This window comes from Bifidobacterium pullorum subsp. saeculare (assembly GCF_016899725.1).
Classification (GTDB): domain Bacteria; phylum Actinomycetota; class Actinomycetes; order Actinomycetales; family Bifidobacteriaceae; genus Bifidobacterium; species Bifidobacterium pullorum_C.
On the sequence record NZ_JACLYU010000002.1, the window covers coordinates 38,791 to 58,072 of the forward strand.

15 protein-coding genes are annotated in these 19,282 nt (G+C 69.2%); 6 read left to right on the forward strand and 9 right to left on the reverse strand.

Features of this window, described 5'->3' with window-relative positions; all coding sequences use genetic code 11:
- Window positions 1-88: 88 nt before the first annotated feature.
- Window positions 89-2,779 carry a DNA gyrase/topoisomerase IV subunit A gene (locus H7U32_RS01575; RefSeq protein WP_204467459.1) on the forward strand — a complete coding sequence of 897 codons (2,691 nt, stop codon included), beginning with the start codon at window positions 89-91 and terminating at the stop codon, window positions 2,777-2,779.
- 7 nt (window positions 2,780-2,786) lie between these two features.
- On the opposite strand, the gene H7U32_RS01580 is transcribed toward H7U32_RS01575, so the two are convergent.
- Both H7U32_RS01580 and H7U32_RS01585 read right to left on the reverse strand, forming a co-directional pair.
- Window positions 2,787-3,461, reverse strand: a complete 675-nt coding sequence (locus H7U32_RS01580) for a ComF family protein (RefSeq protein ID WP_204467461.1) — start codon at window positions 3,459-3,461, stop codon at window positions 2,787-2,789.
- Between the two features lie 17 nt (window positions 3,462-3,478).
- Window positions 3,479-4,267 (reverse strand): HAD-IIB family hydrolase, encoded by a 789-nt coding sequence (locus H7U32_RS01585; protein WP_204467744.1) that lies wholly within the window; start codon window positions 4,265-4,267, stop codon window positions 3,479-3,481.
- 112 nt (window positions 4,268-4,379) lie between these two features.
- Here H7U32_RS01585 and H7U32_RS01590 point away from each other — a divergent pair, with 112 nt between their 5' ends.
- Complete coding sequence (locus H7U32_RS01590) at window positions 4,380-4,808, forward strand: metallopeptidase family protein (protein ID WP_204467463.1); 429 nt, start codon at window positions 4,380-4,382, stop codon at window positions 4,806-4,808.
- 13 nt (window positions 4,809-4,821) lie between these two features.
- Here the strand turns inward: H7U32_RS01590 and H7U32_RS01595 are convergent, their stop codons facing one another.
- The 3 genes from H7U32_RS01595 to H7U32_RS01605 are packed head-to-tail and all read right to left on the reverse strand — an operon-like array spanning window position 4,822 to window position 9,752.
- Window positions 4,822-6,327 (reverse strand): DUF5719 family protein, encoded by a 1,506-nt coding sequence (locus H7U32_RS01595; protein WP_204467465.1) that lies wholly within the window; start codon window positions 6,325-6,327, stop codon window positions 4,822-4,824.
- 1 nt (window position 6,328) lies between these two features.
- Window positions 6,329-9,406 carry a glycosyltransferase family 2 protein gene (locus H7U32_RS01600; RefSeq protein ID WP_204467467.1) on the reverse strand — a complete coding sequence of 1,026 codons (3,078 nt, stop codon included), beginning with the start codon at window positions 9,404-9,406 and terminating at the stop codon, window positions 6,329-6,331.
- A 46-nt stretch (window positions 9,407-9,452) separates the two neighbouring features.
- Entirely contained in the window at window positions 9,453-9,752 is a 300-nt protein-coding gene (locus H7U32_RS01605) for a WhiB family transcriptional regulator (RefSeq protein ID WP_275051212.1), read from the reverse strand.
- Window positions 9,753-10,085: 333 nt separating this feature from the next.
- Here H7U32_RS01605 and H7U32_RS01610 point away from each other — a divergent pair, with 333 nt between their 5' ends.
- The 3 genes from H7U32_RS01610 to H7U32_RS01620 all read left to right on the forward strand — a co-directional run bounded on the left by H7U32_RS01610 (window position 10,086) and on the right by H7U32_RS01620 (window position 13,830).
- On the forward strand, window positions 10,086-11,396 hold the full coding sequence (locus H7U32_RS01610; RefSeq protein WP_204467468.1) for an LCP family protein: 1,311 nt from the start codon (window positions 10,086-10,088) through the stop codon (window positions 11,394-11,396).
- A 96-nt stretch (window positions 11,397-11,492) separates the two neighbouring features.
- A complete protein-coding gene (locus H7U32_RS01615) occupies window positions 11,493-13,415 on the forward strand; it encodes an FtsK/SpoIIIE domain-containing protein (protein ID WP_204467470.1) in 1,923 nt (640 codons plus the stop codon).
- 133 nt (window positions 13,416-13,548) lie between these two features.
- Window positions 13,549-13,830, forward strand: coding sequence for a WhiB family transcriptional regulator (locus H7U32_RS01620; protein ID WP_204467472.1), 282 nt, complete (start codon window positions 13,549-13,551; stop codon window positions 13,828-13,830).
- A 92-nt stretch (window positions 13,831-13,922) separates the two neighbouring features.
- Here the strand turns inward: H7U32_RS01620 and H7U32_RS01625 are convergent, their stop codons facing one another.
- Window positions 13,923-15,407: a sensor histidine kinase gene (locus tag H7U32_RS01625; protein ID WP_204467473.1), complete on the reverse strand. Its 1,485-nt coding sequence runs from the start codon at window positions 15,405-15,407 to the stop codon at window positions 13,923-13,925.
- A 100-nt stretch (window positions 15,408-15,507) separates the two neighbouring features.
- Between H7U32_RS01625 and trhA the strand changes: the two genes are divergently transcribed.
- On the forward strand, window positions 15,508-16,425 hold the full coding sequence (gene trhA, locus H7U32_RS01630) for a PAQR family membrane homeostasis protein TrhA (protein ID WP_204467475.1): 918 nt from the start codon (window positions 15,508-15,510) through the stop codon (window positions 16,423-16,425).
- Between the two features lie 185 nt (window positions 16,426-16,610).
- Here trhA and H7U32_RS01635 read toward each other — a convergent pair whose 3' ends face one another.
- The 3 genes from H7U32_RS01635 to H7U32_RS01645 form a co-directional block, all read right to left on the reverse strand.
- Window positions 16,611-17,027: a type II toxin-antitoxin system HicB family antitoxin gene (locus H7U32_RS01635; RefSeq protein WP_204467747.1), complete on the reverse strand. Its 417-nt coding sequence runs from the start codon at window positions 17,025-17,027 to the stop codon at window positions 16,611-16,613.
- Window positions 17,028-17,101: 74 nt separating this feature from the next.
- Entirely contained in the window at window positions 17,102-18,157 is a 1,056-nt protein-coding gene (locus H7U32_RS01640) for an acyltransferase family protein (protein ID WP_204467477.1), read from the reverse strand.
- Entirely contained in the window at window positions 18,117-19,244 is a 1,128-nt protein-coding gene (locus H7U32_RS01645) for an acyltransferase family protein (protein WP_204467479.1), read from the reverse strand. Before H7U32_RS01645 ends, H7U32_RS01640 begins: the two co-directional genes overlap by 41 nt.
- Window positions 19,245-19,282: the final 38 nt, after the last annotated feature.

Consider the following 19,282-nt stretch of genomic DNA (forward strand, 5'->3'; position numbering starts at 1 on the left):
CCGGCTCCGTCCCCTGCCCGGCGGCGACCGGCCGGGGAGCGGCTTCCGGTATCATGGGGCGGTTGGCTTCGATTCCCAAGGGGGCAGCATGGCACATCGCAAACCGGCGCAACCGGCCTTCGACCCGCGCACGGTCAAGGAGCATATCGTCGAAACGCCGCTCGGCGAGGAGATGAGCAAGTCGTTCCTCGAATACGCGTACTCGGTGATCTACGCGCGCGCCCTGCCCGACGCCCGCGACGGTATGAAGCCGGTGCAGCGGCGCATCGTCTACCAGATGGGCCAGATGAACCTGACGCCCGACCGCCCGTACATGAAGTCGGCGCGCGTGGTGGGCGAGGTGATGGGCAAGCTGCACCCGCACGGCGACTCGGCGATCTACGAGGCGATGGTGCGTCTGGCGCAGCCTTTCGCGATGCGCCTGCCCCTGGTGGACGGCCATGGCAACTTCGGCTCCCTGGACGACGGTCCCGCCGCCTCCCGGTACACGGAGGCGCGTCTAGCGCCAGCCGCGCTGGCGATGAACGCGGACATCGGCGAGGATACGGTCGACTTCACGCCCAACTATGACAACAAGCTTTCCGAGCCGACGGTGCTGCCGGCCGCGATCCCGAATCTGCTGGTCAACGGCGGCTCCGGCATCGCCGTGGGCATGGCCACGAACCTCGCCACGCACAACCTGGGTGAGGTAATCGCGGCCGCCAAGCATCTCATGGCGCATCCGGACGCCACGCTCGAGGAGCTCATGCGCTATGTGCCTGGCCCGGACTGGCCGGGCGGCGGCATCGTCATCGGCCGCGACGGCATCCGCGAGGCGTACGCGACCGGCCGCGGCACCGTCACCACGCGTTCGAAGACGCATGTGGAGAACGTCACGGCCCGCAAGAAGGCGATCGTGGTCACCGAGCTGCCGTACATGGTGGGGCCCGAGCGTGTGCTCGAACGCATCTCCGACGGGGTGAAGAACCACAAGCTGGAGGGCATCTCCGGCGCCATTGACCTGACGGACCGGCTCAACGGGACGCGCATCGTCATCGAGATCAAAACCGGTTTCGATCCGAACGCGGTGCTGGCGCAGCTGTTCAAGCACACGCCGCTGCAGGACAACTTCACGATGAACAACGTGGCGCTGGTGGACGGCCGCCCGCACACGATGGGTCTCAAGGAGATGCTCGAGGTGTGGATCGGGCACCGACGCTCGGTGGTGCGCCGCCGCAGCGAGTTCCGCCACAGGAAGGCGCAGGAGCGCCTGCATCTGGTGGAGGGCCTGCTGCTGGCGATGGTGGACATCGACGAGGTGATCCAGGTGATCCGCTCCTCCCAGGACACGGACGCCGCCAAGTCCCGGCTCATGGCCGTGTTCGACCTGGACGAGATCCAAACGCAGTACATCCTCGACCTGCGTCTGCGCCGGCTCACGCGCATGAGCCGCATCGAGCTGGAGGCGGAGCGCGACGACCTGCGCCGCCGCATCGAGGAGCTCGAGGCGATCCTCGCCTCCGACGGAGAGCTGGACCGCGTGGTGGTGCGCGAGATGGACCAGACCGTGGAACGCTATGGCACGCCGCGGCGCACCGTGCTGCTCGACGAAGGCCCGGACGGCGGGCTCACGCCGGTGACGGCCGCGGGCGACGACTCCGGCCTGTCCGCCGCCGCCCTGGACGCGGCGCGCGACGCCGTCACCGTGTCCGCCGCGGCGGACGACGTGGCCGCCGCCGCGGCAGCCGCGCGCAAGGCCGGCGAGGAGGCGCCGGTGGCCGCCGCCTTGCAGATGGAGGACGCCCCGTGCGCCGTGATGATGAGCGCCACCGGCCTGGTGGCGCGCACCTCGTCCGCGGCGTTGGACGTGTGGCGGTCGCGTTCGGCGTCCGACCAGCGCCTGCCCGATGACCAGATCGTCTCGATCTTCCCGACCTTGACGCTGGCCTCCTTCGCGCTGATCACGTCGACGGGCCGTCTGGTGCTCGCGCATGTGGCGGACCTGCCGAATCTGCCGGCTTCGCAGACGCTGTCGTTGGCGGGCGGAGTGAAGGCCGGCGAGCTGATCGGCATGACCGAAAGCACCGACCCGGTGCCGGGCGAGCGGGTGGTGGCCGCCGTGCCGATGGCGCCGGCCCCCGCCGGCGACGGGGCGGACGGGGCCGCGTTGGCGCCGTTGGCGCTGGGTACGCGCCGCGGCATCGTCAAGCGGTGGAACCGCGAGGCGCCGACGACGATGGACTCGTGGCCGGTCATCGACCTCAAGGACGGCGACGAGGTGCTGTTCGCCGCGGACGCGGCGGACCAGGACCGCATCGTGTTCGTCTCCACCGATTCGAGCCTGCTGACCTTCGAGGCTGGCGCGGTGCGCCCACAGGGCCGCACCGCCGGCGGCATGGCGGGCATCCGTCTGGCCGAGGGCGAGCGGGTGGCCGCCTTCGCCGTGGTGCCGGCCGGCACAGTGGCGTGGACCTACGAGGAGAACGAGGACGGCCTGTCCTCCGCCTCCGGCGCCGTGGTGCTCACGGTGGCCGGCGACTCCGAGGCGCTGCCGGGCACCGAGAACGGCGCCGCAAAGGTGACGCCGCTGGAGATGTATCCAACCAAGGGCCGGGCCACGGGCGGCGTCCGCTCGCAACGTTTCCTCAAGGGGCAGAACACGCTGGTGGCGGCCTGGGTGGGCCCCTATCCGCTGCACGCCACCTCGCAGGGCGGCTCCCCCGTCGAACTGCCGAAGCCGGATATGCGCCGCGACGGCAGCGGCACCGACCTGGCCGCGCCGATCGCCTTCGTCGGCTGACGCGCCGTCAGTCCGGCCCGGGCGGCGGGGTAGCGGCGAGGGTGAGCGCGCCCACGACCCGTGCCCCCGCCGTTCCGAGGGCCGTGACGCAGTGGTGCAGGGTGGCGCCGGTGGTCACGATGTCGTCGACGAGCACGACGCGCGTCCCGTCCACCAGGCGCACGGCGCGCGCCGGCACGGCGATACCGCCGTCGCCCATGCGCGCGGCGCGCCCGGCCCGGCCCCGCGTCTGCACGGAGCGGCCGTGCACATGGGCCGCCTCCAACGCCCCGTAGGCACGCGCCTCAATGCCATGGCGGCGCATCATGGCGGCCAGGGCGCGCGCCAGGGGATCGAGATGGCGCCGTCCGCGCCGGCGCAGGGAACGGGGCGAGGAGGGCGCCGGCACGACGAACAGGCCGCCTCCGCACAAGTCCATAAGCCCCGAGCGCCAGGCCAGGCCGGCCAGTAGCTGGCGGAACGGCCGGTCGAGTTCGCTCTCGCCGTGGTCCTTCCAGGCGAGGATGGCGTGGCGCACGCATCCGTCGTACACGGCGCAGGAATACGAGCGCCCGGTCAGCGTGCCGGCGAGCGGAGCCACGACGGTGCGTCCGAACAACGCGCGGCAGTCGTCGCACAGCACGTGATCGGGCAGGTCACATCCGGCGCATCCCCGCGGCAGCAGCAATCCCAGGGCATCCATGCCACGACGCTACCAGCTCACAGACGGGCCAGCAACCCCTCGCACAAGCCGAGCGTGTCCCGCGGGCCGTCCACGCGCAACCCGAACGCCCCGGCGGCGACGGCGGGCCAGTCGTTGCCGTCCGGGCCCATGCGGTCGCCGACGAACACGATGTCCCCCACGCCGATGCCCTGGCGCGCAGCCAGCTCGCGCACCGCGTAGGCCTTGTCGACGCCGCGGGCCATCACATCCACGCTGGTGTAGCCGCCGGCGCGCACCAGCAGGTCGGGCAGGTCGGCCTGCACCGCCTCGGCCAGGCGCCGTTTGAGCGAGCCGTCCGCATCCCAGGCGCGCTTGGCCTCCTCGGGGGCCTGCTGGCCGAGCGCGGAGAAGGTGATCTGGCTGCCGCGGTCCTCGATGCGCTCGCCCCAGCACGCCCCGTCCATGAGGCCGAGCGCGCGGGCGTGGCGTTCGAGCGAGGCGACGGCGCGAGCCTTGTCCCTAGAGGACAGGTCGTGGCTGAGCACGAGCCGCCACGCGCCGTCACGCCACCGGTAGTAGCGGGTGCCGCTGGTGGGCATGAGGTGCAGGCGGCCCAGATCCGCCTCGGGGGTGAGCACGTCGAGCACCTGGCTGACGACGAGCTCCTGGCGGCCTCCGGTGACCACAGCCACGTCGATGCGGCGGGTGAGGCGGCTGAACCGGTCGGCCATCTCGGGCAGCATCGGCTGCTTCGAGCGGGCGAGCGTGTTGTCGAGGTCGAAGGCGACCAGGCGCGCACGGCGTGCGACGGCGTCCAGGTCGGCTTCGGTCCAGAACGGCACCATGGCGGCCTCCTCACTCGCGGTCCTCGTGCCGCGCGCCACGCGGCGAATGGTGCCCATCCTAGCCCACGGGGCGGCGTGGCGCGACGGCGACGCTTGGCCTATCGTGGGACTCATGCTGCAAGCTCCTTGGAATGCGAAGATCTACCGCAACCGTCACGGACGGGGCATGCGCACGCCGATGTTCGGCACGCGCCTGCCCCGGTACCGCACCCGGGCGGGTCTGTTCGACGACCTGGTGGCCGCGCATCTGCGCCGCTTGGCCGCCGCCTGGCCGGAACTGATCCGTCCGGTGCAGTTCATGGTGGAGGACGTGCCCCCGTCCGATCCGGCCCCCTGGGAGGAGGAGCCGAGTCTGGGCTCGCGTTGCTTCCCCGCCGGACGGGGCGTGCCGGCGCGCATCGTGCTCTACCGGCTGCCTCTGCAGACGCATGCGCATGACCGCGAGGAGCTGGAGTGGGCGATCCGCGACGAGCTGGTGCTGCGTCTGGCGGAGCTCTACGGCCGCCGCCCGGAGGAGATCGACCCCGACTTCGAGTGGTGAGCGGCGCCGGCCGTCAGCGCACGACCTGCTGGCTCTGCGTGGCCCACACGGTGGTCTGGCGCACGTCCAGCGGCGTGGGCCCCAGCACGGACAGGCCCGCCACCTTCGCCTTGTCGAGTCCGCCGTCCGTCAGCCGCACGGACCAGGCCACCGCGTCGTCGGGATCCTCGACGACCACCACGGAGCCGGTCACGTCCATGCCCTCGGCGCCGTCCGCGCCGAGCTCCACCTGCTTGGCTTCGTCCTCCCTGCCATCGGCGCCATAGGTGGTGACGGTGACGGAGGTGTTCGCATCGGTGGTGTTGGCCAGGGTGAGCGTCGCCCGGACGCCGTCGGGCAGTGCCACGGCGCCGGAGCCGGCCGGGGTGGCGGCGGGTACGAGCGCGTAGTCCTGCTGGCCGTCGGCGCCGTCGCGGGTGGCCACGGCGCCAACCGTGACCTTGCTGTCGGCGGTGACAAGCACCGCCATCGCGCCGTCGGGGGCATCGCCCAAATCGAGGGAGGCGACCTGATCGGCGGGAAGGTCATGGTCGCCCGCGTCCACCAAGCCGTCGCCGGTGGCCCAGGAGACGGTGGCGTGGGCGCCGTCACGCGCATAGGCGAGCAGGCGCACCCGGTCCCCTTGGCGCACGCCGGGCAGAGCGAGCGTGGAGGCGGGGTCCGCCAGGGGGACGGCCACCTCGGAGCCGTGGGGGGTGAGCCCGTCCATCGTCACGGAGCGGACCACGACGGCGACGGGCGTCTGGCCGCTGGCGACGGTGACGTACAGCGCGTCCTCGCCGGAGGCAGCGGCGGACAGGTCGAGCGTGGCCTGGGAGGAGGGGCCGACGGTGAGCGTACCGCCGGTGGACATCGCCAGCGCGCCGGCCTGGCTGGTGCCCCGCAGCGTGATGTCGACGGCGGTGGCCTTGGGCGAGGGATTGGTGACGACGAGACGCTGGGTGGCGCCGGTCTGGGTGCCGGTGACCAGGAAGCGCGCGGTCAGCGCAGGCACCACGCAGGTGGCGGCGGAGATGCCCCTCAGGTCGCCTTCCTTGGCCTTGGAGACGGTGGCGCCGACCTGGCCGGTGCCCTCCCCCGCCTTGAGCAGATCGGTGAGCAGGATGTGGCCGCGCGCCCCGTCCGCGGAGGAGACGACGAACGCGCCACCATCCTCGCCGTCGGCGCGGTTGAGCGCGATGGCACCGTCGGCGTCGGCGGCGTCGGCGCTGGCGTCAAGCGGCCGGGCGGAGGCGTCGTAGACGGAGCCGAGGGCGGCGTAGCGCGCGGCATAGGACAGGTCGCCGGCCGAGGCCTGGAACTCGCTGTCGCCGTAGTCGGCGTCGTCGGCCAGCGGCATGGAACGGTCGCAATACGATTCGAGCCGGCTCTGGCTCACCTCATGGCCGGCACCGGCGCCCGAGGCCCCGGCTCCGTCCACGGGACCGACGGCGCCGGCGACGCACAGCGCGGCCAGCGCGGCCACGACGACGAGTCCGGTGACGGACGCGGTCACGATGCGCAGCATTCGACGTGCCATCTCAGCCCTCCTGCTCGATGCGGCTTGTGTGCGGAACCGCCACCAGACAGTAGGCGGCGACGATGAGTCCGGCGCACCACAGCCAGGCCACGCGCCATGGGCTGCGGCGCGCGTCATCCAGGCCCGCCCGGCCGTCGGCGCCGGCCCGCTCGCCGGAGAACGTGATCCGATAGTAGGTGCCCTGCGCGTTGGCGACGACCGACTGGGTGCCATTGGAGGCGGCGATGTTCGCGGTAAGCCGGTCTCCGGCGTTTTCCCCAGCGGTCACGTAGATGCCGGAGAAGCCCAGCTCGGCCAGCGTGGCGATGGCCTGGTCGTCGGAGTTGGCCATGAGGCTGGCCGCAACCTCGGACAGGCGCGCGCTGCCCTGGTCGTCGGCAACGCCACTGACCTGGCGGGCCCGGTAGACGGGCGAACTGTCGATGAGGTCGCCGCGGCTGGTGCGCATCACGGAGAAGCCGACGCTGTTGGACGAGTCGGCGCGCAGCGCGAACACACGCTGGCCCTCGTCACGGCCCATCGCCTCGGTGGCGGTCATCGGCAGGCCATCGGAGGATATGGACACGGCGCCCACGTCAGAGCGGACCAGGCCCTGGCCGACCCATGCTCCGGCCGCGCATAGCATCGCGACCACCAGCACCCAGCGTGCCGCGCTCGCGGCGGCCGCCTTGCCGACGAGCCGGATGCGGCGCCGCTGCGGCCCGCCCAGCATGGCGAAATGGGACACCGCCCCGCCGGCGACCAGGCAGACGCAGCACAGCAGGCCCATGGCCATCAGCGCCAGGCCAGGCAGGACGGAGCCCGCCACGGCGCCGTCGCCGCCGGGGGCCACGGCCACGCGGCAGGAGGCCAACGCCAGCAGGCCGCCGCAGACGGCCACCACCCACATCATGCGGGAGGCGCGCAGCACGCCCGGCAGGGCCAGCGCCGCCAGCGCGACGACCGCCATGCCGGCCGCGGCCACGACCGAGGCCAACGCCCATGGGGAGGAGGCCAGCGCCGTGGCGCCGTGGCCCACACCCAACGCGCGCAGCAGCGCGTCTGGCAGGGACAGCGCGGCGGGGGCGCCGTCCGAGACGGTCTGGGGCACCGTCATGTCGCCGAACAGCTGGCGCCAGGAGCCCTCGGGGGCATAGCGCACCGCGTTGACCAGCGTCGGAGCGACAAGGAAGGCGGCGGGCACGGGGATGAGCAGCAACGTCGCGCGCCGGCGGCGGACGAAGGCGACGAACACGAGGAAGCAGACGACCAGCGGCAACAGCAACTGCGGCTCGGCGGCCACGGGCGGCATGAAACACAGCGCGGCCACGGCCGCGGCCTGCACGCTGGGCCGCGGGTCGACCGGCTCCTCGGTGCGGCGCATGCCCACGGCGCGGAACACGAACGCGAACGCGGCGGGCAGGAACATCATCACGGTGAGCATCGGCAGGTCCGCGGTCCGGTACAGACCCATGCCCACGGCCAGCGCCACCCATGCCAGGCCGGCCGCGCAACGCACGATGTCGGAGCGGGTGAAGATACCGGCCAGCGCCCAGGCGGACAGCGCGGCCAAGGGGGCGGAGACGACGAACATCAGGGTGAGCGCGGCCGCCACATGCCCTCCGGTGAGCACGGACGCCGCCATCAACACCATCAGCCATGGCGCCGGCGGGGCAGGCACGCCGGTGCCGATGCCGGCCACCCATGGGATGGTGGCCGCGTCCACGAGCTGGCGCATCGAAGCACCGGTGGGCGGCAGGGACGCGGAGACCAGGGAACCTGATCCGGCAGCGCGCAGCACCGGCCAATGCAACGCCACGACGCCCACGAGGCAGGCCAGCGCGGTCACGGCGGCCGCGGCGGCGCGCACCATGAGACGACGGCGCAGATGGGCCTTGGCCAGAGGGCTGAGCAACACGACGCCGCGCTGGTCTTGGAACGCCTGGCTGCGTTCGCGCCATTGGGCGATCTGCGCGCGACTGGCGGACAGCAGCGCCAGCTGCGTACGCGGCAGACGGCCGCATCGGGCGACGCGGCGGCGCGCGCCCATCGCGCGGGGCAGGCCGGCCAGCGCCACCCACGGCATGCATAGCTCGCACACGGCCTGCCACGGCCGTTTGCCCAGCAGTAGGCGCACCGCCATGGCGAGACTGCGCACCAGGCGCCACAGCCAGACCAGCGGCCACAGGGCCATCCTCACATCGGTGTAGTAGTACCGCTGCCAAGCGGCGAACAACGCCATCGAGGGGTTGGCGGGCTCCCCCTCCTCCACCGCTTCGCCGGCACGGGTGCGCTGCGCCTCGAACCGGGCGCGGCGGTGCGCGATACGCGCCTGCGGCTCCACGATCACACGGCCGCCGCCGTTGCTCACGCGGCGGCAGAAATCACAGGACTGCACGAAGGTGCCGCAGAAATCGTCGATGCCGCCCATGGCATGGTAGGTCTCCAATGGCAGCAGCATGCCGGCCAGGGAGACGGCGTACACGTCGCAGCGGCCGTCGTACTGCTCCTGGTCGGGCTCGCCGTCCACGACGAGCGTCTCGATGCGGTGTCCGGCGGCGTAGGAGCCGACGTCGTGCAGGTTCCTGCCCGACCAGTCGAGCTGCTTGGCGCCGACCAGGGCGACGGTGGGCGCGTTGTGCCAGGCCTCGGTCAGATGTTCCAGGCAGTGCTCGTCGGCGGGCCGGGAATCGTCGTGTAGCAACCACAGGGCGCGCACGGAGGGCGAAAGATGGGCGTAGTCGAGCGCCTTGCGCACCGCGCCGCCGAAGGACCTGGCGCCGTGGGCACGCACCAGACGCACATCCACGCGCTTGGGTTCGGGCATACGCGACATCGGCCCGGACTCGGTGTGGATCACCTCGAACGACGTGGCGAGCGGCTGTGTGGTGCCGCCGGTGCAATCGGCCACGACCACGGTGCCGGGCAGCACGCTCTGCGCGAACACGGCGCGCAGCGTCTCGGGAAGGAATCTCAGGTCGTCCTCGACGGTGATCACCGCCGCCACCGAGGAATCGACGTCCTGGCTGTGCGAATAGGCCCGGCCGGCCAGCGCCGCGGCCAGCACACCGCGCACGTCGTCTGCTTGTTCGCGATCCATGATGCCCCAGTGTAGGCGGGCAAGTGTACGCGACCTGTGGCGCCGCTCACGCCCTGCGATCGAGCCCGCGCTTGTAGCGGCGGCGTTCGCGTTCGCTCATGCCGCCCCAGATGCCGAAGCGTTCGTCATGTTCCAGCGCCCAGGCAAGGCATTCCTCGCGCACCTCGCATTTGGCGCACACCCGCTTGGCGTCGCGGGTGGAGCCGCCTTTCTCAGGGAAAAACGCCTCGGGATCGGTCTGCGAGCAAAGGGCCTTGTGCTGCCAGGAGACGTCGCCGTCCGGCCTGAACAGCCCCCAGAGTTCGTCCATCGGCTCATCGGCCGGACCATCGGTGGCATTGCGCATATGCACCTCCAAGCCTTGGGAGCCGTCTCAATGTCCAGACGCCTAAATTACACACATGTGGTTTCGTGTTTGTCAAGTCTGTGCGCGCCAATGCACGCTTCCGCGGGAACCATGTGGTAAAGGGGGATGGCAATGGCGCCCGCCCATGGGCGGCGGGTTGTGCCGTTCCTGCGAAACTGTGGCGCCTGCGGCACGCCACCCCGTCATGGTTGTGCCTACAGTGGCGTGTGTTTGGCTCTGCCCGCCCATGCCCCCTGCGGGCGGAGGCGGCGTCCGGTCCCGCGGCCATGCCACCGATCCCGCCGTGAGACCCCTATGGGAGGAGAAGATTCCATGACCGGTCAGTCCCCCCGTGATATCCCTCCCAGCTTCGTGCCTTCCGCGGGACGCAGACGGCAGATGGCCGGCGGGGATCCGGCCGGCCCCGGCGCACAGCCCGGCCATGACCGGCACGGGGCGATGACGCCGCCGAGCTACGCCCCCTCACCCCGCCGCTCCGCTTCCGGCGCGCAGGGCACCCCCGCCATCCCGCCGTCCGTGCCTCCCGCGGCACGGGCCGCGCGCCGCAGCGGCGGATCCTCGCGCACCGTGCCGGCCAGCGTGCCCCCTGCCCGCGCTGCGCAAACGGGGCGGTCCCGTTCCGGCGCCGTGGCCATGGCCGCGGGGCGTGGAGCCGGCGTCCCCTCCCCCGCGCCCCGTGGCCGCCGCCACCGCGCCCGCACCGTCGTGGCGGCGGCGCTGGCGGTTCTCGTGGCCGCCATGGCGCTTCTCGTCTTCGGTGCATGGAACTGGGTCGACGGCAAGCTGACGCGCGAGGACTGGCTCACCGACCATCGCGCGGGCCCCGGCACCGCCTGGCTGCTGCTGGGGTCCGACGAGCGCGACAACCCCGAGGAGACCGGCATCACCGGATACCGCACCGACACGATTCTGGTGCTCACGAAGCCCTCGCACGGCGCCGTCTCGCTCATCTCCATCCCCCGCGACTCGCTCACCCAGGTGGATGGCCGGTACATGAAGATCAACGCGGTGGCGCAGGCCGCCGGTCCCAAGGCGCTGGTGGGCCAGGTGGAGACCATCACCGGCAACAAGATCGACCATGTGGCCAAGATCAAGTTCGACGGCCTACAGCAGGTGGTGGACGCGCTCGGCGGCGTGGAGCTGTGCTATGACCAGACGGTGAGCGACCCGCTTTCCGGCCTTGACTGGCAGGCTGGCTGTCATCTGGCGGACGGCGCCACCGCGCTGGCGTTCTCCCGCATGCGTTACTCGGATGCGCGCGGCGACTTCGGCCGCGCCGAGCGGCAGCGCCAGGTCATCGGCGCGATCGCTAAGAAGGCGCTGGGCCGCGACGTGCTGGCCAATCCCGCCAAGCTCATGAGGGTCGGCGACGCCGCGCTGGGCGCGGTGAGCGTGGACGAGAAGACGAACCCGTACACGTTGGCGATGATGCTGCTCGCGTTCCGCGATGCCACCGGCGCCAATGGCATCAGCGGCAGCGTGTACTGGACCGACCCCGACTACCGGGATACCGGCGTGGGATCCGCGGTGCTGCTGGACAAGGACCGTAACCTCGCGCTGTTCGAGTCGCTGGCCGAGGGCACGCATGCGCCCGGAGCCGTGGGCAGCCTCGCTGAGAGCTGACCGGCCGCCGTCGCGCGACACGCCCGGAGCCGAGGATCCGACCACAATGCCCGCTCGCGGTGGCGCGGGCCCGTCCCGGTGTGGGACGGTGGACGCATGGCAGACGCGACGCATCGACGGCACCGGCCGCACCGGCCACACCGGCCACGGGGCGGGACCCCGCGCGACCCCGCCTCCACGCTCATGGCCTGGGCGATGGCGGCGCCTGTGGCCGCGCAGGGCGTCATGCTCGCCGCGATGCTCGCGCAGAGGCGGTGGCTGTTCGCGCTGATGGTGGGCGCCGGCATGCTCGGTTGCCTGGCGGTGCCGCTGGCCTCGTGGCTGAGGCGGCGGCAGGAGCGGTCTGGCGGCCACGGCGGGCGCGGGCATGCCGTGCGTAGTTCCGGCTCCGATGATGATCCTCCCGTGGCGGCAGGCCGGGACTATGGCACCGGCCGCCAGGCGATGACCATGCGGAGGTGGGAGGCGCTGCCCTCGGCGCCGCTGGAACGTCTGTTGACGATGGAGGGCCGGGACGCCGCCGAGGACATGCGGGATACGCCGGCGGTGCCTGCGGATTGGCGGCTGGTGGCCAGGCTGTGGCTGGGGCCGCCGTCGCTGCGGGTGCCGTTGGGCGTGGGGCCGGAAGGCGTGGCCATGGTGGACCTGGCCGCGCAGGGGCCGCATGCGCTGGTGGCGGGGACGACCGGATCGGGCAAGTCGGTGCTGCTGCAGGCCTGGTGCCTGGCGATGGCGGCGCGCAACCCGCCCGAGGCGCTCAACTTCGTGTTCCTGGACTTCAAGGGCGGCGCGGCGTTCCGCCCGTTGGAGCGTCTTCCGCACACGGTCGGCTCGGTGTGCGACCTGGATCTCAAGGCGGCGACGCGCGCCCTGCTGGCATTGGAGCGGGAGCTCATGCGCCGCGAACGGCTGGTGGCGGACGCCGGCGTACAACGGCTGGACGAGTTGGCCGACCCGCCGCCGCGGCTGGTGGCGGTGGTCGACGAGTTCCACGCGCTGCGCGGCCAGCTACCGGACTATGTGGACCGGCTGACGCGCATCGCCTCGCTCGGCAGGTCGCTGGGCATGCATGTGGTGGCGTGCACGCAGAATCCGCTGGGCCAGGTGGGCCCGGATATGAAGGCGAATATGTCGCTCAACCTGTGCCTGCGTGTGCGGGATACGATGCAGTCCGCCGAATTGCTGGGCGACGGGGCGGCCGCGTCCATCAGTCCGGCCGCGCCGGGCGGCCTGTGGTGCGCGGACGGCGAGGGGACACGGCCATGGCGCGGCGCGCATATACGCGACCTGGACGGCTTGGTGCGCGCGATCGCGTTGGCGGCGCGGTTCCACGGATGCGCGAGGCGGCCGCTGCTCTTCTCCGCTCCCCTGCCGGCCGACGCCGGTCCCGCCCCCGCGGCAGGGACGGGCGGCGTCGCGGACGTCGCCGGCCCGCCGGCGGACATCGTGTTCGCCCTGGGCGACGATGGCATCGTCACCGCGCCGTTGCGCCTGCCGCTCGACCAGGGCGACGTGGCGCTGGTCGGCCCGGCCGGGCACGGCCGCACGTCGCTGCTGCGCCTGGTGGAGCGCGAGACGGCCCGGCTTGCCGGCCACGAGGTGCATGTGGTGGACCGGCTGGCCGGACGGGTGCGCAAGGTGCCGGTGGTGCCACGGGGCGCGGCCATGGCGGACGGCCCACCGGCACCGCCGCGCGTGGTGTGGCTGGCGGACGACGCGGACGCGCTGCTCGACCCCTTCGATGCCTCCGCATTGGCGTTGCGCTTCCGCGAGGCGCTGGCCGACCCCGCCGTCACGGTGGTGTTCGCGGTGGCCTCGCTGCGCAGGCTCAGGGTGCCCGAGCAGTGCCCGGTGCGCATCGTGTTCCCCTGCGGTGACCGGACCGCCGACCAGATGGCCGGCGTGCCGGCGGCGTTGTGGCGCACGCTGGACCGCGAGGACTTCGAGACGCCCGGGCGGGTGGTGCTGCTGCGCGGGGCCGGCGCCACGCTGGCGCAGTGCCATCACGGCGCGCCCTAGGCGGCTCGCCGGATGCGCGGTCGCGCGGCGCGGATACCATGTTTTCTTCCAACGAAACTCTTGAAAAACATGATCGTTCGTGATTATCTGATACCGAACGCTTTTGAGGTCGCGTGCGTAGGGAGGATAAACGATGAGCAACGCTTTCGATTGGCGAGCCAAGGCGGCGTGCCGCGACAAGGATCCCGAGCTGTTCTTCCCGGTGGGCAACACCGGCGCGGCATACCAGCAGATCGAGGAGGCGAAGGCCGTGTGCCGCACCTGCAAGGTGATCGACGCATGCCTGAAGTGCGCCCTCGACACGAACCAGGACTACGGCGTGTGGGGCGGCCTGAGCGAGGACGAGCGCCGCGCGCTCAAGCGCCGCGCGATGCGCGCCCGCCGCTCGCAGGCCATGCAGATGCACATGGCCTGAGGCCAGAGGCGGTCCTGCTGAAAGACAGCGCAAGGGGCTGGCTCCCATACGGGAGCCAGCCCCTTGCCGTATGCGCTATGCACGCCGTGCGCTCAGACCTGGGCGGCGCGCAGCTTCATGTCGAGGATCACTCGGGTGCCGCCCTCGCGGCGGGGTTCCCAATGCACGGAGCCGCCGAAGTCGTTCGTCACGAAGGTGTTGATGATCTGCGTGCCCAGGCCGGAGCCGGAGGAACGGGCCATGCCCTCCTGCTCCTCGGCGCCCAGGCCCACGCCGTCATCCTCCACGACGACGCTGAGGTTGGAGCCGGACCGGCCGACGGACACGGTGATATGGCCGTCCTTGCGGCCCTCGAACCCGTGTTCGACGGAGTTGGTAATGAGCTCGGTGAGCACCAGGGACAGCGGCGTGGCGTCCTGGGCGGGCATCATGCCGAATTTGCCGACGAAGCCGACCTCGATGTGCTGGTCGCGCATCGTGGCCAGGTCCACGGCCATCTTGAGCAGGTTGGCGATCACCTTGTCGAAATCCACGATCTCATCGGTGGTCTGGGACAGGCCCTCGTGCACTGCGGCGATGGTCTGCACGCGGCGCATGGCCTCCTGCAGCTCCTTCTTGACCTCCTCGGACTTGGTCTTGCGGGCCTGCAGGCGCAGCAGCGCGGAGACGGCCTGCAGGTTGTTCTTCACACGGTGGTGGATCTCGGAGATGGCGGCGTCCTTGGTCTGCAGCTCCTGGTCGCGGCGCCGCAGCTCGGTGACGTCACGGCACAGCACGATGGAACCGGTGCGGCCGTTCGCGTCGTACAACGGCAGGGAGCGCATCGAGACGGCGGAACGGTTGGCCACCAGCTCGGCGTCGACGGCGGCCTTACCGGCCAGGACAAGCGGAAGGTTCTCGTCCACCGGGTCGTCCCGGCGCAGCAGCTGGGTGCCCAGCTCGCTCAGGTAGCGGCCCTGCATCGTGGTGAGCAGGCCGAGGCGGCGGAAGCAGCTGATGGCGTTGGGGGCGGCGTAGCGCACGATGCCGTCCATCGTCAGGATGATGAAGCCGTCGGCCACGCGCGCGATGTGCCGCTGGCTCATCACCGAGTCGCTGTAGGGGAACTGGCCGCGTGGAATCATCTCGTAGAGCTGCTTGCCGGCGTTGATGCTCTCGGACTCGTAGCGGCCGTTGGATTCGCGCGTGGCCATGTTGGTCTCGCGCACCACCAGGCCGAGTGTGCGGCCCTTGTGGCGCACCGGCGCATACACATTGCACACGGTGGACTTGCCCACGGAGCGCAGCACGGTGGAGCGGAACACGCCCTCGCATTCCATCGCGGCGTCAAGCTCGCCGGTCATCTGCTCGGGCATCACGGTGCCCACCACGTCGTCGGTGCGCAGCGTCATCACGGTGGAGGGCCGGCACTGCTCGGCCACCACGTAGCGGCCGTCGCCGTCCTGCATGATGAGCAGCAGGTCGGCGAAGCTCAGGTCGGCGATCACCTGCCAGTCCGCCACAAGCTGGTGGAGCCATTCGCGGTCCTCGTCGCGGAAGTCGGGACGGGTCGCGAGTATCTGCGAGAAATCTGCCATGCCCACCATCATACGTTCCCGGCGGCAAGGCGGTTGACTTATCGGGAAGCTACGCTATCGTAGGTTACGGCACCGTAACCTAAATGGGAGGTCGATGCGCATGTCCGCACGCAACCAGGCCGGCGACTTGGCCGGCGCCCAGGAGCCCACCCCATCCGCGCACGATCCGGAGGCCAATCTGGCGCTGCTCGGCGAACGCCGCCGCGCCATCGCCGAGGCTCGCGAGCGCGCGCTGAAGGCGAAGGCCGAGTCGGTGCGCGCCAAGGCGCGGGCGAAGGCGGAGCATGTGCTTGCCAAGGGCGAGGCGAAGGCGGCGCGCATCGAGGGCATCGCGCCCGCCGAGGTGGAGCGCAAGGTGCGTCTCGACGTGCATGGCAGGCCGAAGCCGGCGATGCGCGGCTGGATCCACGCGGTCGCCGCGCCGCTGGCTCTGGCGGCGGGCATCGTGCTCATCTGTCTGGCGCACGGGACCGGGCTCAAGTGGGCGTGCGCGGTGTTCATGGTGTGCTCGCTGGTGCTGTTCGCGAATTCGGCGGCCTACCATCTGGGCGATTGGAGTCCGCGTGTGACCGATGTGCTGCGGCGCATCGACCATGTGAACATCTTCCTGCTCATCGCCGGCACGTACACGCCGGTCTCGTTCGCACTGGAACCGTTCTGGCGCAATGTCATCATCATCTCGATGTGGGTGTGCACGGCCATCGCCATCGGCATCCACGTGGTGTGGATCAACGCACCCCGCTGGCTGTATACGGTGGTGTACATCGTGTTCGGCGTATACGGGGTGGCGTACCTGTATTTGTTTTGGATCTCCCCCGCCGCCGGCCCGGCGGTGGTCATCCTGCTGGGCGCTGGAGGCGCCTGCTACATCGCCGGCGCCATCGTCTACGCACTGCGCAAGCCCGACCCGTGGCCCCGCGTGTTCGGTTTCCACGAGATCTTCCACTGCGGCACCGTGGCCGGCTACTCCTGCCACATGGTGGCGATCTACATGGTCATCGTCTCCCTGTGGCCGTAAGCGGGTTGCAGGTCACCGCCGTTCCCGCCGAATACGCCAGGATGACGCCATGAGAACGCTTCACACCTGGAGCAACGGAGAGCACATCGGCGTCTTCACCGAAGACGATGATGGGCATATCGACTTCTCCTATGATGATTCCGCTGGAACACTACCCATCAGCGTGAGTCTTCCGCGCATTCCGGCTATGCCGCTGCGAGATCACGGTCGCGGAGCTGTTCGAGCGCGTCGCGCAGAACGCCGCTGTAGTTGACGCCGTGCTGTTCGCCCCAGGTGTCGAGCCATGCGGGAATCGTCACGTTCTTGCGAACGGCTTTCTTGCCATACCGGGCAGCGTAGGCGTCCATGTCCAGCATGACGAGACTGACCATCGCATCGGGATCAGCGGGGTGGATGTTGCGCATATCGCTGGACTGGGGTGCGGGTCTGCCGGCCTCAAGCTCGGTAAGCACCCAGCCGCTGGCTGCATCCTCCGCCATCCACAGCGCTTCCGATAAGCTATTACCGCCCGTTACGCATCCTGGAAGATCGGGGACTTCAACGGCGTATGCGCCAGGCTGCTCATGGTCGGGAATGATGATAATCGGGTAGGTAAGTTTCATTTGGTCCTCTTCTCGCTGATACCAGCCTGCTTCCATATCGATTTGACCACCACTTTAATTACACGAATCACAGTTCATCGAATTGGCGAAGACTGGGCTGAGTCAGAGATGGTTATGCGGCGGAACCGAGACCAGTCATAGACGGTAAGGCTTTGCAGCATGCGAGGCAGAGGCGGGATGAGAGCGATGGCACAGGCCACTGCCATGGCGCCAAGCAAACAAACGGCGAACGGCAATGTGTCAAGCGTCGTAACGGAGTCGAAGAATCCGGCACGGTCAAGCGCTCCCTTGACCATACGATGAACGATGTAGATGGCTAGGGTCCTCCGCCCGAGGTACGCCAGCACCACAGGATGCGCAGGAGCCACAGCCACGAAAGCGACCGCGAGCATCAGACCGAGAACCGTCATAACCAGATATTCACCCAGCGCCGGCACAACAGGGATGCTTACGGGCGTATCTCCGTACATGAACCGCGTGATGAACGCCAGCCGATCCGGGAACGCCAAGTACGCTCCTGCCGCAGCCGCGCCAGCCAGACAACAGATGATCCGACGCAGCGCACTGCCACGTAGCCAGCCAACCTGCGGGATGGTCGCATAATAGCCGAGAACATAATACGGGAGGAAATGGAGGGCTTTGCCGAGCCCTAGAAAATACGTGGCCTCAATCTGCATGCTGCCTATCACGCCAACGAGAACGGCCAGTGTCAGCCCTGCCACAGGGCGGAGCTGGGCGAGAATCGGGGTGAGCAGGATCCAGATGGCCATCGCCGCCAAATACCAGGGCGCACCGGGCATCAGTAGCGCCTTGCCCAAGGATAGACCTCCCCCGTCAATCAAGCGTAGAACGACGTTGAAGGCGATGGCCAGCAACAAATAATCGAGCACACGTTCGATGCGCAGCCGCCCGGTACGATCCAACGACCGTTTGGCCAGTAGTCCCGACATGAAGACGAACAGTGGCATGTGGAACAGGTAGACGATGTTGTACGCGGCTTCCAGCGTCGGGTGTCCTTCACGGACGGGCAGCGCAACATGTCCGAACACCACCAGCAGAATCAGGATTCCCTTGAGCCCGTCGAGCCATTCAATGCGCTTGCCCCCCCACGTCACAGGCAAGGGCGTCATTCATCCTATCAATCATTCGATTGACCAGATGATCGTACCGACAGACCTTCTTCAGTCCGTCGATGGCGAGAGCCAGAGCCAGTGACATGACCAACAGCAGCGCATACACCGCAAGGAAATTGTCAAACGTCCCATACACGAAATCCTCGCAGTAAGTGGCTCTGATAAACGTGTGTGTCAGGAAGATGGTCATCGAGTGACGACCGAGAAAACGCAGAACGGCGTTGATGCCCGGAATCGGGATGATGCAATATCGGAGGAAGCAGATCACGATGACGGGGACGATGCCATAGCTCAGTTCCCATGCCTGCACCCGGAACGAGTTAGGAACCAGAAGAGCAATCACCGTCAGGATGCAAACCGGGACGACGCGGAGAGAAATCGTTCCTGCATGGCTTTTGCGCGTGGTCGTTTCATCCAACCGCTCGAATAGCGACAAATCGGAGAACATCATGCCCATCAGCAGGGGGAACACGAAGGTAATGGCGTTGGTGCCGCCGGGATATCCTCCTCCAATCAGGCGCGGAACCGCCATGACCGCGGCAATTGCAGCGATGTATCCGAAACGATGCGCTATGGCGTACAGAATCGGGAAGAGCACGATGAATACGATGGCAGCGCTCATGTACCACCATGTGCTGCACAGCGTCGGGCTTCCAAAGAGATTCGCCAGCCCGCAAGCGTCGGCAAGCGCGTAGAGCACGCCGACGATGACGCCTTTGTCTCCATATTGGTGAAGGGGCAACCCGTCGAGGCAAAGCGTCACAGCGAACGCCATGGCATAGATGAACCAGAACCCCGACATGGTCTTGACCAGGCGGACCCGCGTCCAGGAGGCGAGATGCTCCATCCCTTTCTCGGAATGCTTCAGCGATGACAGAAGACCATAGCCCGTGATAAACGCGAACAGACTGACGCAAATCTTACATTTCCATGCCATGGATGCTACCAAGTTCTCGCCGATGGGCCAGAAATCGATGGCATAGTCATCGAACCGACCCGGCAGATACAGATGATGGAACATCATCATCAATATCGCCGCACCCTTAACTGCCGCAGAATCAGCCTTGGTAAACGCCTGTTTCATGCTCTCCTCTTCGCCACCCGGATGACTGGTCAGGGCAT